The 20,176-nt window shown below is 69.5% G+C and carries 19 protein-coding genes; 10 read left to right on the top strand and 9 right to left on the bottom strand.

The window, feature by feature from the left end:
• Positions 1 to 81: 81 nt before the first annotated feature.
• Positions 82 to 2,097 (top strand): penicillin-binding transpeptidase domain-containing protein, encoded by a 2,016-nt coding sequence (locus tag SPF06_RS12440; protein WP_323279391.1) that lies wholly within the window; start codon positions 82 to 84, stop codon positions 2,095 to 2,097.
• On the top strand, positions 2,094 to 3,341 hold the full coding sequence (locus tag SPF06_RS12435) for an MFS transporter (RefSeq protein ID WP_323279390.1): 1,248 nt from the start codon (positions 2,094 to 2,096) through the stop codon (positions 3,339 to 3,341). The genes SPF06_RS12440 and SPF06_RS12435 overlap by 4 nt, the downstream gene beginning before the upstream one ends.
• 62 nt (positions 3,342 to 3,403) lie before the next feature.
• Here SPF06_RS12435 and SPF06_RS12430 read toward each other — a convergent pair whose 3' ends face one another.
• From SPF06_RS12430 to SPF06_RS12395, 8 genes are all read right to left on the bottom strand, one after another.
• Positions 3,404 to 4,684, bottom strand: coding sequence for a S53 family peptidase (locus SPF06_RS12430; protein ID WP_323279389.1), 1,281 nt, complete (start codon positions 4,682 to 4,684; stop codon positions 3,404 to 3,406).
• A gap of 135 nt (positions 4,685 to 4,819) precedes the next feature.
• Positions 4,820 to 5,407 carry a copper resistance CopC family protein gene (locus SPF06_RS12425; RefSeq protein WP_323279388.1) on the bottom strand — a complete coding sequence of 196 codons (588 nt, stop codon included), beginning with the start codon at positions 5,405 to 5,407 and terminating at the stop codon, positions 4,820 to 4,822.
• Between the two features lie 55 nt (positions 5,408 to 5,462).
• Positions 5,463 to 6,200, bottom strand: a complete 738-nt coding sequence (locus SPF06_RS12420; protein ID WP_323279387.1) for a YcnI family copper-binding membrane protein — start codon at positions 6,198 to 6,200, stop codon at positions 5,463 to 5,465.
• An 82-nt stretch (positions 6,201 to 6,282) separates the two neighbouring features.
• Positions 6,283 to 6,882: a hypothetical protein gene (locus tag SPF06_RS12415; RefSeq protein ID WP_323279386.1), complete on the bottom strand. Its 600-nt coding sequence runs from the start codon at positions 6,880 to 6,882 to the stop codon at positions 6,283 to 6,285.
• A 119-nt stretch (positions 6,883 to 7,001) separates the two neighbouring features.
• Positions 7,002 to 7,550 carry a hypothetical protein gene (locus SPF06_RS12410; RefSeq protein WP_323279385.1) on the bottom strand — a complete coding sequence of 183 codons (549 nt, stop codon included), beginning with the start codon at positions 7,548 to 7,550 and terminating at the stop codon, positions 7,002 to 7,004.
• Positions 7,551 to 7,573: 23 nt separating this feature from the next.
• Positions 7,574 to 8,803, bottom strand: a complete 1,230-nt coding sequence (locus SPF06_RS12405; RefSeq protein WP_323279384.1) for an ABC transporter permease — start codon at positions 8,801 to 8,803, stop codon at positions 7,574 to 7,576.
• Complete coding sequence (locus SPF06_RS12400; RefSeq protein ID WP_323279383.1) at positions 8,800 to 9,582, bottom strand: ABC transporter ATP-binding protein; 783 nt, start codon at positions 9,580 to 9,582, stop codon at positions 8,800 to 8,802. Before SPF06_RS12400 ends, SPF06_RS12405 begins: the two co-directional genes overlap by 4 nt.
• 1 nt (position 9,583) lies before the next feature.
• Positions 9,584 to 11,134: an efflux RND transporter periplasmic adaptor subunit gene (locus SPF06_RS12395; protein WP_323279382.1), complete on the bottom strand. Its 1,551-nt coding sequence runs from the start codon at positions 11,132 to 11,134 to the stop codon at positions 9,584 to 9,586.
• A gap of 916 nt (positions 11,135 to 12,050) precedes the next feature.
• Here SPF06_RS12395 and SPF06_RS12390 point away from each other — a divergent pair.
• On the top strand, positions 12,051 to 12,527 hold the full coding sequence (locus SPF06_RS12390) for a DUF2599 domain-containing protein (RefSeq protein WP_323279381.1): 477 nt from the start codon (positions 12,051 to 12,053) through the stop codon (positions 12,525 to 12,527).
• Positions 12,528 to 13,173: 646 nt separating this feature from the next.
• Here SPF06_RS12390 and SPF06_RS12385 read toward each other — a convergent pair.
• Positions 13,174 to 13,386, bottom strand: coding sequence for a PadR family transcriptional regulator (locus tag SPF06_RS12385; protein WP_323279521.1), 213 nt, complete (start codon positions 13,384 to 13,386; stop codon positions 13,174 to 13,176).
• A gap of 222 nt (positions 13,387 to 13,608) precedes the next feature.
• Here SPF06_RS12385 and SPF06_RS12380 point away from each other — a divergent pair, with 222 nt between their 5' ends.
• The 7 genes from SPF06_RS12380 (at position 13,609) to SPF06_RS12350 (ending at position 20,170) form a co-directional block, all read left to right on the top strand.
• On the top strand, positions 13,609 to 14,589 hold the full coding sequence (locus SPF06_RS12380) for an ABC transporter ATP-binding protein (RefSeq protein ID WP_323279380.1): 981 nt from the start codon (positions 13,609 to 13,611) through the stop codon (positions 14,587 to 14,589).
• The gene (locus SPF06_RS12375) at positions 14,586 to 15,455 is read left to right on the top strand and encodes an ABC transporter permease subunit (protein WP_323279379.1); all 870 of its coding nucleotides are present in this window, start codon (positions 14,586 to 14,588) and stop codon (positions 15,453 to 15,455) included. Before SPF06_RS12380 ends, SPF06_RS12375 begins: the two co-directional genes overlap by 4 nt.
• Before the next feature lie 22 nt (positions 15,456 to 15,477).
• Positions 15,478 to 16,833 carry a histidine kinase gene (locus tag SPF06_RS12370; RefSeq protein WP_323279378.1) on the top strand — a complete coding sequence of 452 codons (1,356 nt, stop codon included), beginning with the start codon at positions 15,478 to 15,480 and terminating at the stop codon, positions 16,831 to 16,833.
• Positions 16,833 to 17,561 carry a response regulator transcription factor gene (locus tag SPF06_RS12365; RefSeq protein ID WP_323279377.1) on the top strand — a complete coding sequence of 243 codons (729 nt, stop codon included), beginning with the start codon at positions 16,833 to 16,835 and terminating at the stop codon, positions 17,559 to 17,561. The genes SPF06_RS12370 and SPF06_RS12365 overlap by 1 nt, the downstream gene beginning before the upstream one ends.
• A gap of 315 nt (positions 17,562 to 17,876) precedes the next feature.
• Positions 17,877 to 18,044, top strand: coding sequence for a Fic family protein (locus SPF06_RS12360; RefSeq protein WP_323279376.1), 168 nt, complete (start codon positions 17,877 to 17,879; stop codon positions 18,042 to 18,044).
• A 74-nt stretch (positions 18,045 to 18,118) separates the two neighbouring features.
• Positions 18,119 to 18,850 (top strand): glutamine amidotransferase, encoded by a 732-nt coding sequence (locus SPF06_RS12355; protein ID WP_323279375.1) that lies wholly within the window; start codon positions 18,119 to 18,121, stop codon positions 18,848 to 18,850.
• A gap of 42 nt (positions 18,851 to 18,892) precedes the next feature.
• Positions 18,893 to 20,170 carry a M18 family aminopeptidase gene (locus SPF06_RS12350; RefSeq protein WP_323279374.1) on the top strand — a complete coding sequence of 426 codons (1,278 nt, stop codon included), beginning with the start codon at positions 18,893 to 18,895 and terminating at the stop codon, positions 20,168 to 20,170.
• Positions 20,171 to 20,176 lie beyond the last annotated feature (6 nt).

The raw sequence follows: 20,176 nt of genomic DNA, 5'->3' as shown, positions 1-20,176 counted from the left end.
CTTAGGCCATCGACCGGAGTAATTGCCTCGACTCCACGCGGCCGCCTAGGTCGCAGTACTGGAAATGCGTAGGCTGGGGCAGTGGGGAACCTCCGTACTGTCACTTTTGTCCTCTCCGCCGCGCTCTTGGGTGCCGCTCTCGCGGCCTGTGACGATGGATCGCAGGCCGCGGCTCAGCAGGCCGCCGATCAGCTCTCGAAGGCGCTCTCCGCGCTCGACGTGAGCCAGGCGCCGATCACCGGATCGGATCCGGGTGCCGCCCAGACCCAGCTCAAGGCCGTGGTCGAGGGCCTCGGAGACGTCAGGCCCGCGGTGACGGCCGGGCACGCGGCGACCTCCAGCGGCACGACGACCGTGCCGCTCGACTTCCGCTGGGAACTCGCGGGCCGCGAGTGGAAATACACGACGACGGCGCAGGTCGCCCAGGACGGTGGGCACTGGGCCGTGCGCTGGGCGCCTGGCCTGCTCGCCCCGGGGCTCCAGGACGGCGAAGTCCTCGTGGCGCAGACGACAACCCCGGCGCGCGGCGACATCATCGGGGCGGGCGACGCGAAGCTCGTGACGGAGCGTCCGGTGGTGCGCGTGGGCATCGACAAGACGAAGGTCACCAAGGATCTCCAGGACTCCTCGGCCCGTGCCCTCGCAGCCCTCGTGGGCCTCGACCCTTCCGACTACGCCAAACAGGTCGCGGCCGCGGGCGAGAAGGCGTTCGTCGAGGCCATCGTGCTGCGCGACACCCCCGACCGCACGCCCACGAGCGCCCAGATCACGGCTGTGCCAGGTGCGGTGGCGATCGCCGACACCCTCCCGCTCGCCCCCACGAAGGCGTTCGGCCGGGCCGTGCTCGGAACCGTCGGCCAGGCCACGGCCGAGCAGATCCAGAAGTCCGGTGGCGAGCTCAGCGCAGGCGATCTCACGGGAACGGGCGGACTCGAGGAGAAATACGACAACGAGCTGCGCGGCAAGGAGGGCGTGACCGTCTTCGCCGTCCGCTCTGGCGGCTCGGGGCAGCCCAGCGCATCCGCAGCTCCGAGCGCGGGGAAGGCGGCGCCGTCGCCCTCTCCCTCGGGCTCCGCCAAGCGCTCCGTCTTCGAGGCGGCCCCCGAGCCGGGTACTCCCGTTCGGACCACGATCGACCCGCGGCTCCAGCAGCTCGCCGACGATACGCTCGCAGCCGTCGGCCCGGCCTCGGCGATCGTCGCGATCCGCCCGTCCGACGGCGCGGTGCTCGCGGCCGCGAGCGGCCCCGGAAGCAAGGGCTACAACACGGCGATGCTCGGGCAGTACGCCCCCGGCTCGATCTTCAAGACGGTCGACTCCCTCGCGCTCCTGCGCCAGGGCGCAACGCCCGAGCTGCCCGTCGAGTGCACCCCGACGCTCACGGTGGACGGCAAGACGTTCCAGAACGCGACGGGCTACCCCGCGGCCCACCTCGGCACGATCCCGCTCCGCGACGCCTACGCGCACTCGTGCAACACGGCGTTCATCTCGCAGCGCGACAAGGTCTCGCAGGAGCAGCTGGCCGCGACCGCGACGTCCCTCGGCGTCGGCGTCGACGCGCCGCTCCTCGGGGCGGACGCCTTCCTCGGATCAGTCCCGGACCAGGCGGGATCGACCGAGCACGCCGCCTCGATGATCGGTCAGGGCAAGGTCCTCTTCTCTCCGCTGGCGGCTGCGGTCATGGCGGCGTCGGTCGCGAAGGGAGACCGGGTCTCCCCCCGGCTCGTGCTGAGCGTGGGCGAGCACGATGAGCCCGCCGCGGGCAGCTCCGCCACCCCGGGCGCGACGGCCTCCCCGACCGCCAAGGAGCCCGTCGGCAAACCGATCTCCCAGGCCGAGGCGAGCACCTTGCAGGACATGATGCGCGCCGTCGTCACGAGCGGGCACGCGGGCTTCCTGCTCTCGGTGCCCGGCGCGCCGGTCGGTGCGAAGACCGGAACGGCCGAGTTCGGGAGCGACAACCCGCCCAAGACCCACGCGTGGATCATCGGGATCCACGGTGACCTCGCGGTCGCCGTCTTCGTCGATGAGGGCGGCCTCGGCGCCACGGTCTCGGGCCCGCTCCTCACGACCTTCCTCACGAAGGCAGCCCAATGACCCTGCCTCAGGACCCCTCGGACACGGCAGGGACCGAGACCGCGCCGCCGCGCGCCGTCGTCCGCCGGGCCGCGATCGCGACGTTCGTCATCTTCGCGACGAACGGATTCATCTTCGCGAGCTGGGCTGCGCGCATTCCGGCGGTCACGGGGACGCTCGGCCTCTCGACCGGAGAGATGGGGCTTGTGCTGCTCGTCGGCGCGATCGGCTCGCTGTGCTCGATGCCCCTCGTCGGGCCCATCTCGGGGCGCATCGGGATCGTCCGTACGGTGCGGCTCGGGGGTCTTCTCGCGGTGGCCGCTGGTGGAACCCTGGCCGTTGGCCTGCTCGTGGAGTCGGTCGTGGTCGTCGCCGCGGGGCTCGCCGTGTTCGGCGTCGGAATCGCCCTTTGGGACGTCGGGCAGAACATCGAGGGTGCGGACGTCGAGCATCGCCTTGGCCGCACGATCATGCCGCAGTTCCACGCGGGCTTCAGCGGCGGGGCCGTGCTCGGCGCGCTCGTCGGCGCGGCCCTGAGCGCGCTTGGAGTGCCGCTTCCGCTGCACCTCGCGGCGATCATGGTGGCCGTCCTCGTCATCATGGCGGTCGTTCCGCGGCACTTCCTCCCGCTTTCCATGCACGAGGCCGCCGTGAGCGGTGCGGCGGACGACGGCGTCTCCCCGGCTCACGCGGACCGCGAGCCCGGCGGGGCGCTCGCCGCCTGGACGCACCCGCGCACGCTGCTCATCGGCGTCGTCGTGCTCGGGGCGACGCTCACGGAAGGCGCCGGCAACGACTGGATCTCGAAGGGCGTCGTCGACGGGCTCCAGACGAGCGAAGCCGCGGGGGCGGCCCTGTTCGCGGTGTTCGTGGGTGCCATGACCGCGGCACGCTGGTTCGGCGGGGCGATCATCGACCGCATCGGGCGGGTGACGGCGCTCAGGCTCAGCATGGTCTCGGCGCTCGTGGGCCTTACCGTGTATGCACTCGCGGGAACCTATTGGCTCTCGTTCGTCGGCGCGGTGTTCTGGGGCCTCGGCGCGGCGCTCGCGTTCCCCATGGGCATGTCCGCCGCGTCGGACGATCCGCGACACGCCGCCGCCCGCGTTTCTGTGGTCTCGACGATCGGGTACATCGCGTTCCTCGCGGGTCCGCCCTTCCTCGGCTTCCTCGGCGACCACGTGGGGCTGCGCCCGGCGCTCCTCGCGATTCTCGTGCCGATCGTCGTCGCGCTCATCCTCGCGGGCGCCACGCGGAAGCCGTAACGTCAAAGGGTCAGGTTCCGCGGGGTTCTCACCCGCGGAACCTGACCCTTGAACCTAGCCGCTCAGAACGAGAGGGTACCGTTCGGCGTTCCGAGGCCCGTCGGCCCGTCCCACCCGATCTCGGCGCTGCACCACTGGGCAGTCGGGCATGAGCCGTTGCTCCCGGACGTCACGTCGTTCAGCCCCGCCGGCGTGAGGTACGGAAGCGAGTTGGCGTACACGACGCCGGTTCCGTTGATTCCCTTCGAGCCCGTGTTGCCGCTCAGTGCGTAGACGGACGCGATGATCGGCGAGGCCTCGCTCGTGCCGCCGAACTGGCCCCACGTCGAGGACGAGCTCGACGTCGGGTAGTAGACGGCCAGCCCGCCGTTGTTTGGGTCCGAGGCGGCGGAGACGTCGTTCATCGCGCGCTTCGTGCAGCCCGTGTTGTACGTGCTCGCGGCCGCGAGGGCCGTGTTGTAGGCCGAGCATCCGGAGCCCGTGCCGCTCCAGACGGACTCGGACCATCCGCGCGGGGTGCCCGGGGCACTCACGAGCGACGTGCCGCCCACGGCCGTCACGTAGCTCGAATCGGCCGGGTACGAGCCGCCCTTGTAGCCGCTGTCGCCAGCGCTCGCGGTGACGGCGATGCCCGGGAAGTTGTAGTACTTCCCGTACGTCGCGTCGGAGGCGTCTGAGCCGCCGTAGCTGTTCGAGATCGCGACGACGCCGGCCTGCTTCGCCGCTGTCTGCACCGCCGTGCCGAGATCCGTGAACGAAGCCGTGTTCGCCTGGACGACCACGATCTTGCAGTCCGGACATGCGGCGGAGACGGCGTCGACGTCGAGCGCCTGCTCCTGCGCCCAGCCGAGGCTGAACCTGGGCAGCTTGGTGCCGCCGGTCTGGTTGATGATGCGCAGGCAGCCGCTCGCGACGGTGCAGGCGGGGAGGCCGAACTGGGAGCGGAACGTCGCCAGATCGCTCGCGAGGTTCGGGTAGCCGTACGCGTCGACGATCGCGACCGTGCGCCCGCCGGACGAGGACCCCGTGAGATTGTAGGCGGCGCGGAGCTGGCTCGGGGTGAGCGCCGTGCTGGGGGGAGAGACGGCGTTCGAGACCGGGTGGCCATTGAGGTCGGCCGCTTGGCGTGCCGTGCACGCGGCCTCGCCGGGGACGAGGTCCGTGCACACCTTGATCGAGCTGCCGATCGTGACGTCCGTAAGATGGCCCGCCTTGACGGCGACCGACTGCCCGACGTTCACGGAGACGTCGAGAGACGAGGCCCACGACGGCGTCGACATGGCCGCGAGGCCCGTTGAGAGCAGGAGGGTCGAGCCCGCCAGCGCAAAGAATTTGCGTTTCAAGTGATGTCTCCTCGGCTCGCAGCTGTTTAACAAAGTTGACAGGTTATGTTATTAGACAGCTTTCAGAGGGTCGCAGACAACAGCGGCGAGGCGCAAGATGGCATTCAGGATTACCAGTTCATTCCCAGCTTCGGTTCAGTCTTCCGTCTGCGCGCGCGTCACCGCGCGCCGCACGCCCCAAGCCAGCGCGGCGATCGCGAGCACCACGGCCGCGCCTCCCGCAACGACCCACCAGGGCACGCCCGCACTGACTGACTCGTGGTCGCCGTCGGCCGTCGCCAGTGCCGAGGCGGACGACGGCGGGGCGGCACCTCCCGTCGTGCCGCCGCTGCCGGACCCCCCGCCCACAGCCTGCGCGGTGAACGTGAAGGTGCCCTCGATCGGGTGGGAGTCCGAGGATACGACGCGCCACGTGACGGTATAGAGGCCGGCCGGGGCGCCGGGCTTGATGGCCTGGGTCACGGTGTTGTCGACGACGTTTGCCTCGCCCGATGCCACGTCAGTGCCCGAGGGGTCCTTGACGACGACCTTCGTGCCGATCGCGATGGGAGTGTGGTCGAACGTGAGCTCCACGGCAGCGGGCACGGCCGCGACGGTCGAGCCGTTCGCCGGGCTGGTCGATTCGATGACGTCGTGGGCCAGGGCAGCGGGGCCCGGCATCGCGAGGGCGGCAGCCGCGGCGGCGGCCGCCGCGGCGCGGGCAAGGATCCTCAGAATTCGCATGATCACTTTTCTCTGGAGAGGTGGCCGGGGGTGCGCCCGGCCACCTCCATGATGCTTACTTGGCGGCCTTGTCGCGACGTGTCAGGACCAGGCCGAGCGCCGTCGCGGCGAGCGCGGCCCCGATCGCGCCGAGGACGATGCCCCACACGCCGGTCGCGTCGGTTGTCTGCGCCGCCGGAGCGGCGGCGGCCGTCGTGGCCGGGGTCCCGCTTGGCCTCGCCGTCGCGGGCGCGGCGTCGTCGGCCGCCGTCGTCGTGAACGACGGCGCGGGGTGCTTGGGCTCGGGCTGGCCCTCTTCGGCGGTTTCGTTCCATTCGACGACGGCGCCGTCCGTGTACGTCTGGGTCGCCGGAAGGACCACCTTGGTGCCCGCGGCCGGGAGCCTGCCGACCGAGAGCGAGAACGACTGGTACTGGTTCGGCCCGATCTGGTGAGCCTCGTCGTTCGCCGTCCACACGACCTCGAGCGGCGCCTTGGTGACGGTCGAGCCGCCCATCGTGACGGGCTGGGGCAGCGGTCCCGTCACGACCTGCGCGGTCCAGCCCTCGACGGGCTTGACCGAAACTGACGTGAACGGCGTGTCAGTGGGTAGCTTGACCTCGAGCTTGACGGTCTTCGCGGTCGCCGACTCGCTCGGCATGTTGAACGTGAGGTGCGTGTAGCCGTTGGCGCCGGTGTCATCCGGATTCACGGTGACGTGCGCGGAAGCGGCGGTGGCGCCGAGCGCGACGAGGGCAGCGGTCGCGGCAGCGGTGCCAAGGGACATGAGGGTACGGCGGAGGGTTGCAGTCATGATGAAGGCCTTCTGGGTTGCCGGGCGAGGGCCCGGTCGCAGGGTGGGGGGAACCCGCGGGTGCGGGGTGGCGGATGCCGTCTCAGACGGCGGTGAAGGCCTGCGGCGGTCCGCGCCGCGCGGGAGTCCTGATGCCGGCGGGCGACCGCGGGAGAACCTCGACGACGAGGGCCGGCAGAACGGGGAGGGGGTGAGGGACGACGTCGGCGAGGACCCTGACGAGGGGGCGGAGCCACGCGAGCAGGGCCCACAGTGCGGCCTCGCCCCGCGCGAGCACGATCCCCGTCAGGAGCGTCGCGAGCGCGTGGGCGGACAGCATGAGGATGCCGTCGGCGTGGACATGGCTTGCGGCCGTGCTCGCGGCGCCGGCCTGCGCGATCCCGAGAACATGCACGTGCCCCGCGGCCGGCGAGAGCACCGGAAGGCTCGACGCGGAGACGGACAGCGCGCCGAACGCCTCATGCAGGGCGATCTGGCCCGTCGCGAGGACCCCTAGCATCGCGGGAGCCGAGATCTTCCTCCGCGAAAGGGCGATGACCGGCACGAGTACGAGGGCGAGGATTCCAGCGATCAGAAGCGGGTGCGGCAGCGTTCCGCCCGCGGCGACGTGGGCGCACGCGGCGAGGAACACGGTCATGCCCCCGACGGCTACGGCGCGCGAGAGCCTGAAGAGTGCACGCATGCCCGCACCGCCTTCCGTCGCTTCGCCCGGGATCTGGAGCCGCCGATCCGAGTTCTACTGTACGTAGTGAAGCGGCGCCGACGGGAATCCGGCGTCGGGCCTGACTGGGATCTGCGGTGTCAGTTACCGCCCGCCGCGGGCGCAGAAGCGCCGGGCGAGGCCGGAGCCGTCGCCCCGGGGCTCTGGCTCGCGCGGTTCCTGCCGAACCCGCCGGTGCCTCCAGCGCCACCTGTGCCGCCGGTTCCCGTGCCCGGCACGAACTGGGAGACATTCCCGCGCGTTCCGTTGCCCGTGTCGACGACCTTCTGGATCGCGGCGCCGCCCAAGGCGCCCGCGAGGACCAGGCATGCGCAGACGAGCAACTTGGTGAACCGCGTCATGCGGTACCGGGGCGCGGGGACGAAGGGCTCGTCGTCCTCCGGTGCGCCGTACCCCTGTGCGGCATACTCCTCGGCGGGCACCGCGGCAGGATGGCCGACGGCGGCCGGAGCGTCGCCGTCGTTCGCTGCGGTCGGCTGAGGCGCACCCCAGGCGGGTGCGCCCCACCCGGGTGCAGCGGGTTCGGCTGCGGAGGCGGCCTCGAAGGACTCGGTCGGCGCGGCGCCGCGGGCGTAGACGGCGGTGCGTTCCGATTCAGAGGTGCGCTCCAATTCGGTGCGGTCAGGCATGTGCGGCTCTCTCATGGGTGGGCCTATTCGTAGCGGAGGGCGTCGATGGGACGGAGTTTCGCGGCCTTGTTGGCCGGATAGATGCCGAAGACGAGGCCGATGCCCGCCGAGACCAGCACGCTCAGCCACACCGTCCACCACTGCACCTCGGGGTGGATCCCGGCAATCGTGAAGCTCGAGGCGCCGAAGCCGATCACGATCCCCACGATGCCGCCGAGGATCGAGATGATGAGCGACTCGATGAGGAACTGCATCACGATGTTCCCCCGCGTCGCGCCGATGGCCTTGCGGATGCCGATCTCGCGGGTCCGCTCGGTCACCGTCACGAGCATGATGTTCATGACGCCGATTCCGCCGACGAGGAGGCTGATCCCGGCGACGGCGCTCAACAGGATCGTGAGCGTCTGCGTCGTGGTCGTCGCTGTCGAGAGGACCTGGGCCTGGTTGCGGACCTGGTAGTCCCGGTTCGCGCTCGTGACGTTGTGGCGCGCGTCGAGGATCTGCTGGATCTCGTTCTGGGCCTGCGTCATGACGTCCGCGCTCTTCGCCTGCACCTGGATCGAGGAGAGGCTCGGCGAGTAGCCCGTGAACTTGTCCTGGGCGGTCGCGTACGAGACCATCGCGACGTCGTCCGGGTCGTTGAGGCCGCTCGTCCCCTTGGGCGCAAGGACCCCTGCGACCGTGAAGTTCTGCCCGTTGAGCGAGACCGTCTGACCCACGAGCGTTGAGACATTCGATGCGAGATCGATGGCCACGCTGTTGCCGAGGACGACGACGGGCTGGCCGGCGTCCGCGTCGTCGAGGAGCCGCCCGACGGCGATCGTGAAGTTCGTGATCCCGAAGTACGAGGGCGAGGTGCCGAGCGTGGACGTGATCGAGTGCGTGGACGAGCCGAGCGTCGCCGTCACGGACTGGGTCTGGACGACGGGCGCGGTCGTGGCGATGTCCGGGGCGAGGATGGGATCCTCGAGCGAGTGCTGGTCGGCGAGCGTGAGGTTCGTGGACTGCGTGCGGGTGCCCGTCGCGCTCCCGCCGGTTGTCCGGCCGCCGGTCCCGATCGCGCGGTTCACCGTCAGGACGTTCGTTCCGAGCTTGCCGATCTGGTCCTTGATCATGTTCGACGTCCCTGCGCCCACGGCGAGGAGCGTGATGACGGCGCTGATGCCGATCACGATGCCGAGGGTCGTGAGGACCGATCGCATTTTGTTCGCGGAGATGCCCGAGAGGGCGAAGCGGACCGCCTCGACGATCATCGCGCTCCTCCCGCCAAGTGGTGGTAGGCGGTCTGCGCGGTGTCGGAGACGATGTGGCCGTCCTGCATGCGCACCACCCGCTCGGCGCGGGCCGCAACCTCGGGCTCGTGCGTGATCATGACGATCGTGCGCCCGCGCGCGTGCAGCGCCTCGAAAAGGTCGAGGATCTCCTCGGACGAATGCGTGTCGAGCGCGCCCGTGGGCTCGTCCGCGAGAAGGAGCACAGGCTCGGTGACGAGCGCCCGCGCGATCGCGACGCGCTGCTGCTGGCCCCCCGACAGCTGCGAGGGCAGGTGCCCGGCGCGCGTCGAGAGGCCGACGGCGTCGAGCGCCTCGAGCGCGAGGGTGTGCCGCTCGCGGCGGTGCACCTTGCGGTACGCGAGGGGCATCGCCACGTTGTCGACGGCGCGCGTCCTAGGGATGAGGTTGAAGGACTGGAACACGAAGCCGATCTTGCGGTTGCGGATCTGGGCGAGCTGGAATTCGTCGAGCTCGCCGGTTTCGATGCCGTCCATGAAGTAGCGGCCCGAGGTCGGGGCGTCGAGGCAGCCGATGATGTTCATCATCGTGGACTTGCCCGAGCCGGAGGCCCCGACGATCGCGACGAACTCGCCGCGCTCGATGGTGAGGCTCACGCCGTCGAGCGCGCGGACCTCGGCCTCGCCCTGCCCGTAGACCTTGTGGATGGCGTTGAGGGCGATGACGGGCCGGGGCCGCCGATGCGGGGCTGGCGGTGCGGCCCAGTACTCAGGTGCCGGAGCGGGTGTTGGCGCTGCCACCCTAGCCCCCTCGCGTGCCGGAGCCGTTGTTGCCAGCGCCACCGCCGCCAAAACCGCCACCTCCGAAGCCGCCCCCGCCGCCCCCGCCGCCCCCGCCGAGGAGGCCGCGCGTGTTCTGCGTGCTCGTGTCGGTGCTCGTCGTGACGCTCGGGAGCACCACCTGGTCGCCGTCGCTCAGGCCCGTGAGGACCTCGGTGCGGCCGTTGGCCGTGATGCCGGTCGTGATCACGACGGCCTGCTGGGCGCCGTTCCGCTGGACCGTCACGGTCTGGCGGCTGCCCGCCGTCGTGATGGCGAGGGTCGGGACAATGAGCGCGTTGTCCGCGGTGGACGTCGTGACCGCGATGTTCGCGCTCTCGCCGAGGCGCACGGCCGCGGGCGGGTTCGCGATCGACACGGTGACGGAGTATGTCACGACGCCGTTGGTCGTCGTCGAGGTTGCCGCGATGGAGGTCACCGTGCCGGTGATGGCCGCGGCGTTGGCGTCAGCCTTGACGGCCGGGAACGCGAACGTCGCGGCCTGGCCCACCTTCATCGACGCGACGTCCGACTCGGAGAAGCCCGCGACGACCTGCAGGTGCGCTGTGTCCGTGAGCGTCACGAGCCCGGAGGACGACGACGAAGAGCTCGCCGAGGAGTTCGAGCTCCCCCCGGCTGCGCCGGAGCCGCTTGAGCCGCTCGACGACGACCCCGTGCTTCCTGTGCTTCCTGCGTTTGCGCCGACGACCGCGCCGATCGCCGTCACGGTGCCGTCAGCCGGTGCCTTGACCGTGCAGTCGGCGAGGTTCTTCTGGGCCGTCTGAAGGGTGATCTTCGCGGACGTCGTGTTGCTCGGCGCGGCGTTCGCCTGCGAATTCTGCGCGGAGTTGAGCGAGACCTGTGCGGACGAGAGCTGCTGCTGGTCCTTGAGCGCGGAGGACTGCTGCTGGTTCTGGGCCTGGGTGAGCCCCTGCTGGTCCTTTGCGAGCTGGGCCTGCGCGGCGGTCAGGGCGTTCGCGTCCTGGGTGTTGCTGGGGTTCGCGTTCGCGGTCGCCTGGGCGGAATTGACCGTGGCCTGGTCGGCATCGACCTGCTTCTGGGCGGTTGAGACGGCGTTCGCCTGCTGCTGGGCGTCGAGGGCCTGGGTCTGCTGGGCGTTCGTGAGCTGCTGCTGGGCCTGTGAAACCGAGTTGGCTGACTGGGCGGCCTGCTGCCCCGCCTGGGCGACGGCGGAATCCAGGGCGGCCTGTGCCGAGTCGACCGCGTTCTGCTGGTTGGTCGGATCGATGTCCACGAGTTCCTGGCCCGCCTTGACGGGCTGCCCGAGGCTCACTTTGACCGCGGTGACGGGCCCCGAGCAGTTCCCGGGACCGACGGCCGTCGTCGTCGCGGACGAGACATTTCCAGACGCGGTGGCGGTGGCCTGCAGGCTCGCCCGGCTCACGGCGAAGGTCCTCGCCGTGACGGTGCTCGCCGGCCTTGCCGTGGCCGTGATGGTCACGTACGTGCCCCCTGCCAACAGGAGCGCGGCGGCCCCAAGGGCGGAGTTGATGACGAGGGTCTTTCGGTTCACGACAGGAATGTAGGGGTGGATCCTATGCGTTCGCTGTGCGGCCGCGGAGTCTAGGCCATGGATGACGCCGCGTGACTCTGAACGTGCGATTCCGCCCGCGCGCCGGGCGCGGCGCACTGAGGCTCTGCCTCACTGGGCCTCTGAGTAACTGGCGTGTGGGGCCTCGTCGCCACGGATTGGGACCTGTTAGACACCCCAGCGGCACGGATCTTGGCCGGATTGGGCGCTTGAGTGCCCTCAGCGGGCCGTAAGTTGCGAAAGTCCTGCCTCTAGCGGACAACCCAGCCTATTGGGGCCGTGGGCCCCAATGACGCACCTGAGGGGGAGTCGAAGGAATGAAATCGATAAAGCTGGCAGTGTCGGCGAGTTTATCTATCGCGGTGTCGTTAATACCAGCGACCGCGGCATTTGCTGCACCTGGTGTTGGCGCTGATCAAGCCGTTCAGAAGGTGGCAGGGGAGGTCGAGAAGGCAACTCCGCCCGAGCTAAAGGGCAGCGAGAAGCGTGCAACGCCAATTGGAGATGGCGCTTTTGTGAAACAAGGCGAGGTCGCTGTGTCCATTCCAGGGGATTCAACCGCCAGGGTTGCTGCCACGACTCGCACCGACAAGGGTCTGATCACTGTGGCGGTGGGAACCGGCGCTGACCATTCGGTCAAGGGAAAGCTGGCGCCCAACGGAAGCGTGGTCTACAACCAGGCCGGGAACACTGACCAAACCGTCCAGCCCACCGAAGATGGCTTCCGTATTCACACTGTGATTGCAGACGCGTCTGCCCCGACGAAGGTGGAGCACAGTGTGACGCTGCCGACGGGTGCGAAGCTGGTCGCCGAGCGTGCGATGCCCGAAAGCGCAAGCCTTCCGCTGGGAACCAATCTCACGATGCCGTCTATGTGGTTGCAGCCGATGGAAAGGTCTTGGGCGGCTTCAGTGCCCCTTGGGCGAAAGACGCCAACGGGGCGAAGGTGGCCACCCACTACGAAGTGCGCTCCGACGGGCTTGCCCAAATCATTGAGCATCGAGGCGCGAACGTAGCGTACCCAGTGGTGGCGGATCCCTATTTTGGTTTCGACCTCATTCAGAGCGCTCGGTGGGTGTCCCATGCCGAGGGGTGGACCCTGGAAGTGGCACCGACCGGCTGGGCCCGATGGAACGCCGGTAGTTTCCTCGTCGGCGTCTACGGCTGGGATGAGCTCTATAGCAAGTACCGATACCGGGGCCTGGATACGAATCTTGCTGGGATGCGGGATCAGTACATCTGCCATCAGCAGGTTGTCGCCGTCCGTGCCCCGCGGAAGGCGACATGGAATCTCGACGAATGGCGGCCATCCGTGGGTTACTTCCAGACCGTTGCTCAGCAATGCAATCCGGGCGGCGCAAGATGGTTTGACTGACACGGGTTCTGCCCGCGTGCGAGGGATCGGGCGGCCCGGCTCAGGCTGGACCGCCCGATTCTCCGCGTAGCAAGGTCATCTGCGCCGAAGGCGTCGCTCGCGTATTCCCGCGAACACCGTCGACGCGATGAACTTATGACACTCAGTACGACGACGAGGAGACCTAGGCCCTGCCATCTCGTGATGGCCGGCGGATCTTGGGAGGCGTCAGCTGCCTCGAACGCAACCCCCCAGGCCCACCATACGAACGCGGCTGCCGCTGATCCGACAAGGAGGCTGACGACCATGACGGCATGGCTCCAGTGCGTGTGCACTCCCGATCGCGTGAGGACCGCCGCGACTCCACACGGCAGCAGCAAGCCGAACGTCAGCACTGGGCCGCCTAGCAGGAACGCCGCCGTACCCGTGACCCCGACGATGCCCCACCCGAGCAGGGCAGGCCCTGCGCCAAGCTGTCCGAGAAGCGATTGGCCTCCTTGTCGGAGTCGAAGGTGGGTGGCCATCGCCAGCGCCCCGCGGCTGACCTGATCGGCCTCCTCGGGCCCTGCGACGGCTAAATCGGCTCGCCATTCCTCCTCGTAGCGGGTCCGGTCGGCTCGCGGCAAACGGCGGATTGCCCTCTGGAGCCGTCGCTCATTCTTGTCCATCACAGTGCCCCCTCAGAACTGTCGGCCCCTGTGCGGCCGAGTTTGGATTCCGCCCATTCGCGCCCTTCTGGCAGAAGCGCGTACAAGCGACGGCGTGGCCCCGGCCGCTCCGGGGCGTTCTCCCACCGAGATCCGAGCAAGCCTGCCCTCTCGAGGCGCTCAAGCAGCGGATAGATAGTGCCGGTTGGTCTTCCGACCCGGTTGGAGACCATGAGGCCCCAGACTTCGTCCCCGGCCTCCAGCAGGACTTGCAGCACGTCCCGCAGGGTCGGGGTGAGGCGAAGGAAGGTTCCCATGCTGACACTATATATATAGATTCAGGCAGGCAACTCGTCCTTGAGGACGATGCCGCCCCCAGAGGATCATCCTGCGGAGCGTCGCGCGGGAGCACCGGCCGTCCTAGCGTGGAAGCGTCAGCTACCCCAGGAGGCGACATGATCCAGGCAATCGACCTGGCCAAGGTCTACGGCGACAAGACCGCCGTCGACGGCGTCACATTCACTGTGGAACCCGGCCGCGTCACGGGCTTCCTCGGCCCGAATGGCGCGGGCAAATCGACCACGATGCGCATGATCATGGGCCTCGACGCTCCCACCCGGGGGACCGTTACGGTCAACGGCGCGCCCTACGCGAAGCACAAGGCCCCACTGCGTGAGATCGGCGCCCTCCTCGAGGCCAAGGCAGTGCATCCGGGCCGAACGGCATTCAGCCATCTGTCCGCCCTCGCGGCGACCCACGGGATCCCCGCGAATCGTGTGCACGAGGTCATCGAGATGACGGGTCTCGGTGCCGTCGCGAAGAAGAAGGTCAAGGGCTTCTCGCTCGGCATGGGGCAGCGGCTCGGCATCGCGGCGGCCCTGCTCGGCGACCCGCAGGTCGTGGTCCTCGACGAGCCCGTCAACGGCCTCGATCCCGAGGGCGTCGTCTGGGTGCGGAATCTCGTGAAGTATCTCGCGAGCACGGGACGCACGGTGTTCCTCTCGAGCCACCTCATGAGTGAGATGGCACAGACCGCAGACCATCTCATCGTGATCGGGCGTGGGAAGATCCTCGCGGACGCGCCGATCCAGGACGTCATCGAGAGCCAGGGCAAGGCGCGCGCACGCGTCCGGACGGATCGCCCCGAGGACCTTTCGAGGCTCCTCGCCCGCTCCGGCGTGACGATCCAGGCCCCCGAGCACGAGGTGCTCGAGGTGAGCGGCCTCGATTCGCGCTCGATTGCCCAGATCGCGCTCGACAACCGCGTCCTCGTCTACGAGCTCACCCCACTTCAGGCGTCTCTTGAGGAGGCGTACATGCAGCTCACCAAGGACGAGGTCGAGTACCGCTCCGACGAGGGCGCCGCGTCCGGGCACCCGGGTGGCGCGCACGCCGCCGAGCCCGCCCCCGCCGAGGCCCAGGAGGTATCCCGATGAGCACCGCCGTCCAGCCGCACCGCCACGCTTCCGTTCAGGCGGAACGCGTCCCCGGCCCCAGCTTCTTCCGGGTCCTCAACTCGGAGCGCATCAAGATCCTCTCGCTCCTTTCGACCCGCGTGCTCCTGCTGTGCGCGATCGCGCTCATGGTCGGATTCGCGTCGCTCCAGGCTTGGGGTGTGGGGCAGCTGAGCCAGTCGCTCAAGAGCGGTGGCGCCGGCCCCCGGGAGGCAGTCAATATCGGGCAGCTCCTCCCGCACCTGCCTGTCGCCGGTGTGACGTTCTCCCAGCTCATCATCGGGTCGCTCGCCGTGCTCATGATCAGCGGCGAGTTCACGACCGGGATGTCCCGCGCGACGTTCGCCGCGGTGCCGACGCGCTGGCCGGTCCTCACCGCGAAGGCCGTGTACACGATCGTGATCGGCTTTGTGCTCACCTATGTGGGCGGCTACCTCGGCGGCCTCGTGGCCCAGCCGATCCTCGGCAACTACGACGGCCTGCACCTCGACATGGCCAGCTGGGACGTCCAGCGGTTCATGCTGCTCAACGCCGCCTACGTGGCCGCTGTCGCCCTCATGGGCCTCGCCCTGGGGGCCCTCCTGAGGAACTCGGCTGGGGCGATCGTCACGCTCGTGGCGTTGCAGTTCGTCCTGCCGATCATCTTCCAGCTCATCCCGGGCGACTTCTTCAAGGAGGCGCGCAAGTACGTCCCGGCCAACGCCGCGGACGCCATATTCCAGGCAGGTTCGAGCGCTCCGCTGGACACGAGCTACCTCGAGCCGTGGCAGGGCGCGCTCGTGCTGGCCGCGTACGTCGTCGTCCTCCTGGGTGCCGCGTTCACCACGCTCAGGCAGCGGGACGTGTGACGCTCGGTCCACAATGGACGCCATGGCACCACTGACTCCGACGGGGGGTGCGCCGAGAACGGACGGCGCGTCCCCCGTCGGCGCGCCCGAGACCAGCCCCGGCCCCGCGCCCGCGCCGAGCCCCGTGCCGGTGGGCCCTCGCGTCGTCTCAGGCCCGCACCCGGCCCCGGCGGAACAGCCCGGATCCGCCGCCTACGTTCCGCCCGTCCGACGCGGACGCATTCGCCAGTATCTCTACGAGCATCCCGTCGCGATGGACGGAGTGGTCGTCCTCGCGAGTTCGATCCTTTCGATCGGCGCGTTCATCGAAACGGCCGGCGGCGCCCATTGGTGGCAGTTCGCGCTGGTTGTCGTCGAACAGCTCGCCCTCATGCTGCGGCGCAAGGCGCCGTGGGCCCTGCTGGGCGGCATCGCGGTTGCGGACGCGCTGTTCCTCTTCGCGACACCGAGTTTGGGGAGCACGAGCGCGGCCATCCTGTTCGCGCTCTACGCCGTCGCCGTGCAGATCCGCACGGGGTGGTCGGTCCTCGCGGCCGTTGTGGCGAGCCTGCCCGTCACGCTGTACTTCGCCTTCGCCTACCGGCCGACCGAGACGCTCATCGAACACAACGGTCCTTTCATTGGCCTCGTCGCGTCCGTCTCGGTACTCCTCTCCAATCTCGTCGCGGTTGGCGTCGGCATCGTCGTTCGCGGCAACCGGGTCCATCAGGCCGAGATCCGCGCGTGGGCCATGCGTCGTGCCCAATTCGCGTCCGTGCAGGAGCGCAACCGGATCGCACGCGAGATGCATGACGTCGTCGCGCACTCGCTCACGGTCATGGTCGCATTGAGCGACGGAGCTGCTCGCGCGCTCGACCGCGATCCCGAGACCGCAAGGGCCGTCCTCGGAGAGCTTTCGAGCACCGGTCGTGCAGCGCTTACGGATATGCGCCGCGTGCTCGGCGTGCTCCGCGCCGACGCGGGCACGGCGACGCGCGAGCCCGCGCTCGGCGGGCTCCAAACCCTCGTCGACGGGTTCAGGGCCGCGGGCCTCGCGGTGATCCTCACGCAGGAGGGCGAGTCCCTCCCGGATGACGCCGCGTTCCGTCTCGCCGTGTATCGGATTATTCAGGAGTCGCTCACGAATGTGCTGAGATATGCGCGCGGGGTCGGGCGGGTGGAGGTGCTCGTGGCGCGCGACGGAGGGACCGTGCGCGTGCGGGTCGAGAACGACGGCGGGACCGCGCCGGAGGGTCCCGACGCCCATCTGGGCACGGGAGGGGGGATCGCGGGGATGCGGGAGCGGGCCGCGATCTTCGGCGGCGTCCTGAACGCAGGGCCGCGCCCCGGGGGAGGATGGCGCGTCGACGCCGAACTGCACTGGAACGAGGGGGACTGATGGGCGCGGAGGCACGATCGGGCATGGCGGACGGCGCGGAGCATCAGGGGCTGAGGCTTCTGCTCGTTGATGACCAGCCTCTCCTGCGCGTCGGGTTCCGGATGGTCCTCGAATCCGAGGACGGGATCGAAGTGGTTGGCGAGGCCGGCGACGGCGTCGAGGCCGTCCGGCTCACCCGAGACCTCGATCCGGACGTCGTCCTCATGGACGTGCGCATGCCGGTCATGGACGGCATCGAGGCCACTCGCCGCATCGCGGCCTCGCCGTCCGCCGCACGGATCATCATCCTGACCACGTTCGACCTCGACGAGTATGCGTTCGCGGGGCTTCAGGCCGGGGCGTCGGCGTTCCTGCTGAAAGACGTTGCGCCCGCCGAACTCGTGCATGCCGTGCGGCTCGTCGCGAGCGGCGACGCGGTCGTAAGCCCGCGGGTGACCCAGCGCCTCCTGGAAACGTACGTGCGGGCGGAGGGCGCCGCCGTCGGACGCCACGAAGCCCAACAGGACCCGCTGCTGCAGGACCTCACGCCGCGCGAGCTCGAGGTGCTCCGCGCGATCTGCGAGGGGCTCAGCAACGCCGAGATCGCGCACCGCCTGTACCTCTCGGAGGCGACGGTCAAGAGCCACGTCCGCAGGATCCTCTCGAAGCTGCACCTGCGCGACCGGGTGCAGGCCGTCGTCTACGGCTACGAGACGGGCCTCGTGATCCCGAGCAATCCGGACTACTGACGGCGGGTTCTCCAAGTACAAATCCTATTTGGAGCAAACTTGGAGAAAGATTCTGGGACCACGTGCCGACCACGAACTCTGGTGGGCCGTTCTGACGTGGTCTCGCCAGCCACGCCGCCGCAACCTCCGTCTCCTTCAGTCTGATGGCGAACCCTTCGGGCTTGTCCTCACTGACCGGATCCTCAAGGCCTCCGAGCAGATCGCGCGTGAGACCGGCGGACGCCTGGGACTTCCAGAGGACGTCCTCGGGCCGTCGGACAGGAATCAATAATCGTCCGACTGTGCGATTTCGCCAATGGCAAGCTCGCGCCCGACGTGTACCTGCCCCCGGTGGTGCGCGCCGTCGTGATCCATTTCATGGCGGGCTACGATCACTACTTCGCCGACGGCAACGGGCGGACCGCTCGCGCCCTCTTCTACTGGAGCATGCTCCACGAGGGGTATTGGCTGAGCCAGTACGTGACGATCTCCAAGTCCGTATGACGCAGAACGAACGGGCTGGAGCGCACGCCGCCGGGCCCCTACCGCGTTGGCCCGCCCCAGCGCACAATGGCCGCATGCGGCCGTTTCTGCTGTTGGCCTCGCGCGACCATGACGTCGTGGCGGATGACGAGTACCGCGCCTTCTGCGAGTACGGAGGGCTCGCCCCCCGCGAACTGCACCGGCTCCGGGCCGAAGCCGGGCCGATTCCCGAGGTGCGCCTTGAAGAGTATTCGGGGGTGATCCTCGGCGGCAGCCCCTTCACGGCGTCGGACCCGGAGGAGCAGAAGACTGAGGTCCAGCGGCGCGTCGAGGCGGAGATCGGCCTGCTCCTCGACGGGATCGTCGCGGCTGACTTCCCCTTCTTCGGCGCGTGCTACGGGGTCGGGCTGCTGGGACGGCACGAGGGCGCCGCCGTCGACCGCCGTTTCGGCGAGGCGATCGGCGCCGTCAAGGTCCGCTTGACGCCTGCGGGGCTCGTCGACCCCCTGTGCGAGGGGCTCGAGCCGGTGTTCGAGGCGTACGTGGGCCACAAGGAGGCCGTGCGGACGCTGCCCTCGAGCGCGGCGCTGCTCGCGGCGTCCTCGACGTGCCCCGTTCAGATGTTCCGCTTCCGCCGCAACCTCTATGCCACGCAGTTCCACCCCGAGCTCGACCTCCGCGGGATCGAGCACCGCGTCGAGGCGTACCGGCACTCGGGCTATTTCCCGCCCGAGGAGGCCGAGGCCGTCAAGGACCGTGCGCGGGGCGCCCAGGTGCACGAGCCGCAGCGGATCCTGCGGAACTTCGTCGAGCGCTACGGCCGCTGAGGCTCCGGCTGCTGTTCGCCGCCGCTGGCTAGACTCGGGACCATGCCTACCGCCGCGCATCGCCATGCCCTCGACCTCGGCCGTTTCGTCATGGCCTCGCCCTCGAGCTTCCACGCGGCGCACGAAGGCGCCCGGCGGCTCGAGGGGGCCGGCTTCCGCGTGCTGTCCGAGGCTGGGGAATGGCCGACGGCGCCTGGCGGCTACGCGGTGATCCGCGACGGGGCGCTCATCGCGTGGGTCATTCCCGACGGCGCTGGGCCGCTCACGGCGTTCCGGATCCTCGGCGCGCACACGGACTCGCCGTCGTTCAAGCTCAAGCCCAAGCCGACGACGGGCGCCCATGGCTGGCTCCAGGCAGGCGTAGAGGTTTACGGCGGGCCCATGCTGAATTCGTGGCTGGACCGCGAGCTGCGGCTCGCGGGTCGCCTCGTCACGCTCGACGGCGCCGAGCACCTCGTCGCGACGGGCCCGCTCCTGCGGTTCCCCCAGCTCGCCATCCATCTTGACCGCGCGGTCAACGAGGGCCTCACGCTCGACAGGCAGCGCCACATGAATCCCGTGTGGGGGCTCGGGAACCCCGTCGAGGCCGATCTCCTCGGGCTCCTGTCGGGGCTTGCGGGCGTCAAGCCCGCTGACGTCGGCGGCTATGACCTCGTGGTCGCTGACGCTCAGGAGCCTGCCGTGTTCGGCGCGGAAGGCGAGTTCTTCGCGTCGGGGCGGCTGGACAACCTCTCGTCGGTGCACGCGGGCCTCGCGGCCCTCGTCCGGGCCTACGAGGTTTCGGGAGGCGACGCGATCCCCGTGCTCGCGGCCTTCGACCACGAGGAGGTCGGCTCCTCGACCCGTTCGGGTGCGTGCGGGCCGTTCCTCGAGGATGTCCTGGCCCGCATCGGCGACGGTCTCGGCGCAACGGCGACCGAGCGCCGTCGTGCGTTTGCCGCCTCGTGGCACGTGTCCGCGGATGCAGGCCATGCGATCCACCCGAACTACCCCGAGAAGCACGATCCGGCCAACCGGCCCGTCCTCAACGGCGGGCCGCTGCTCAAGATCAACGCCCAGCAGCGCTACGCGACGGACGCCGCGGGCGCCGCACTCTGGGCGCGCCTGTGCGCCGAGGCCGAGGTGCCTTACCAGGAGTTCGTCTCGAACAACGACGTGCCCTGCGGCTCGACGATCGGCCCGCTCACGGCGACCCGTCTCGGGATCCGCACTGTCGACGTCGGTGTTCCGCTGCTCTCGATGCACTCCGCGCGCGAGCTCGCGGGGGTCCTGGACCCGTGGCGGCTCGCGCTGGTTGCGGAGCGCTTTTTCGCGGGCTGACCGGCG

The sequence above is a fragment of the Sinomonas terricola genome, from assembly GCF_034931225.1.
In the GTDB taxonomy this organism is placed as follows: domain Bacteria; phylum Actinomycetota; class Actinomycetes; order Actinomycetales; family Micrococcaceae; genus Sinomonas; species Sinomonas terricola.
Note: the sequence above shows the minus strand (reverse complement) of the source record. Positions and strands in the feature narration are given on the sequence as shown.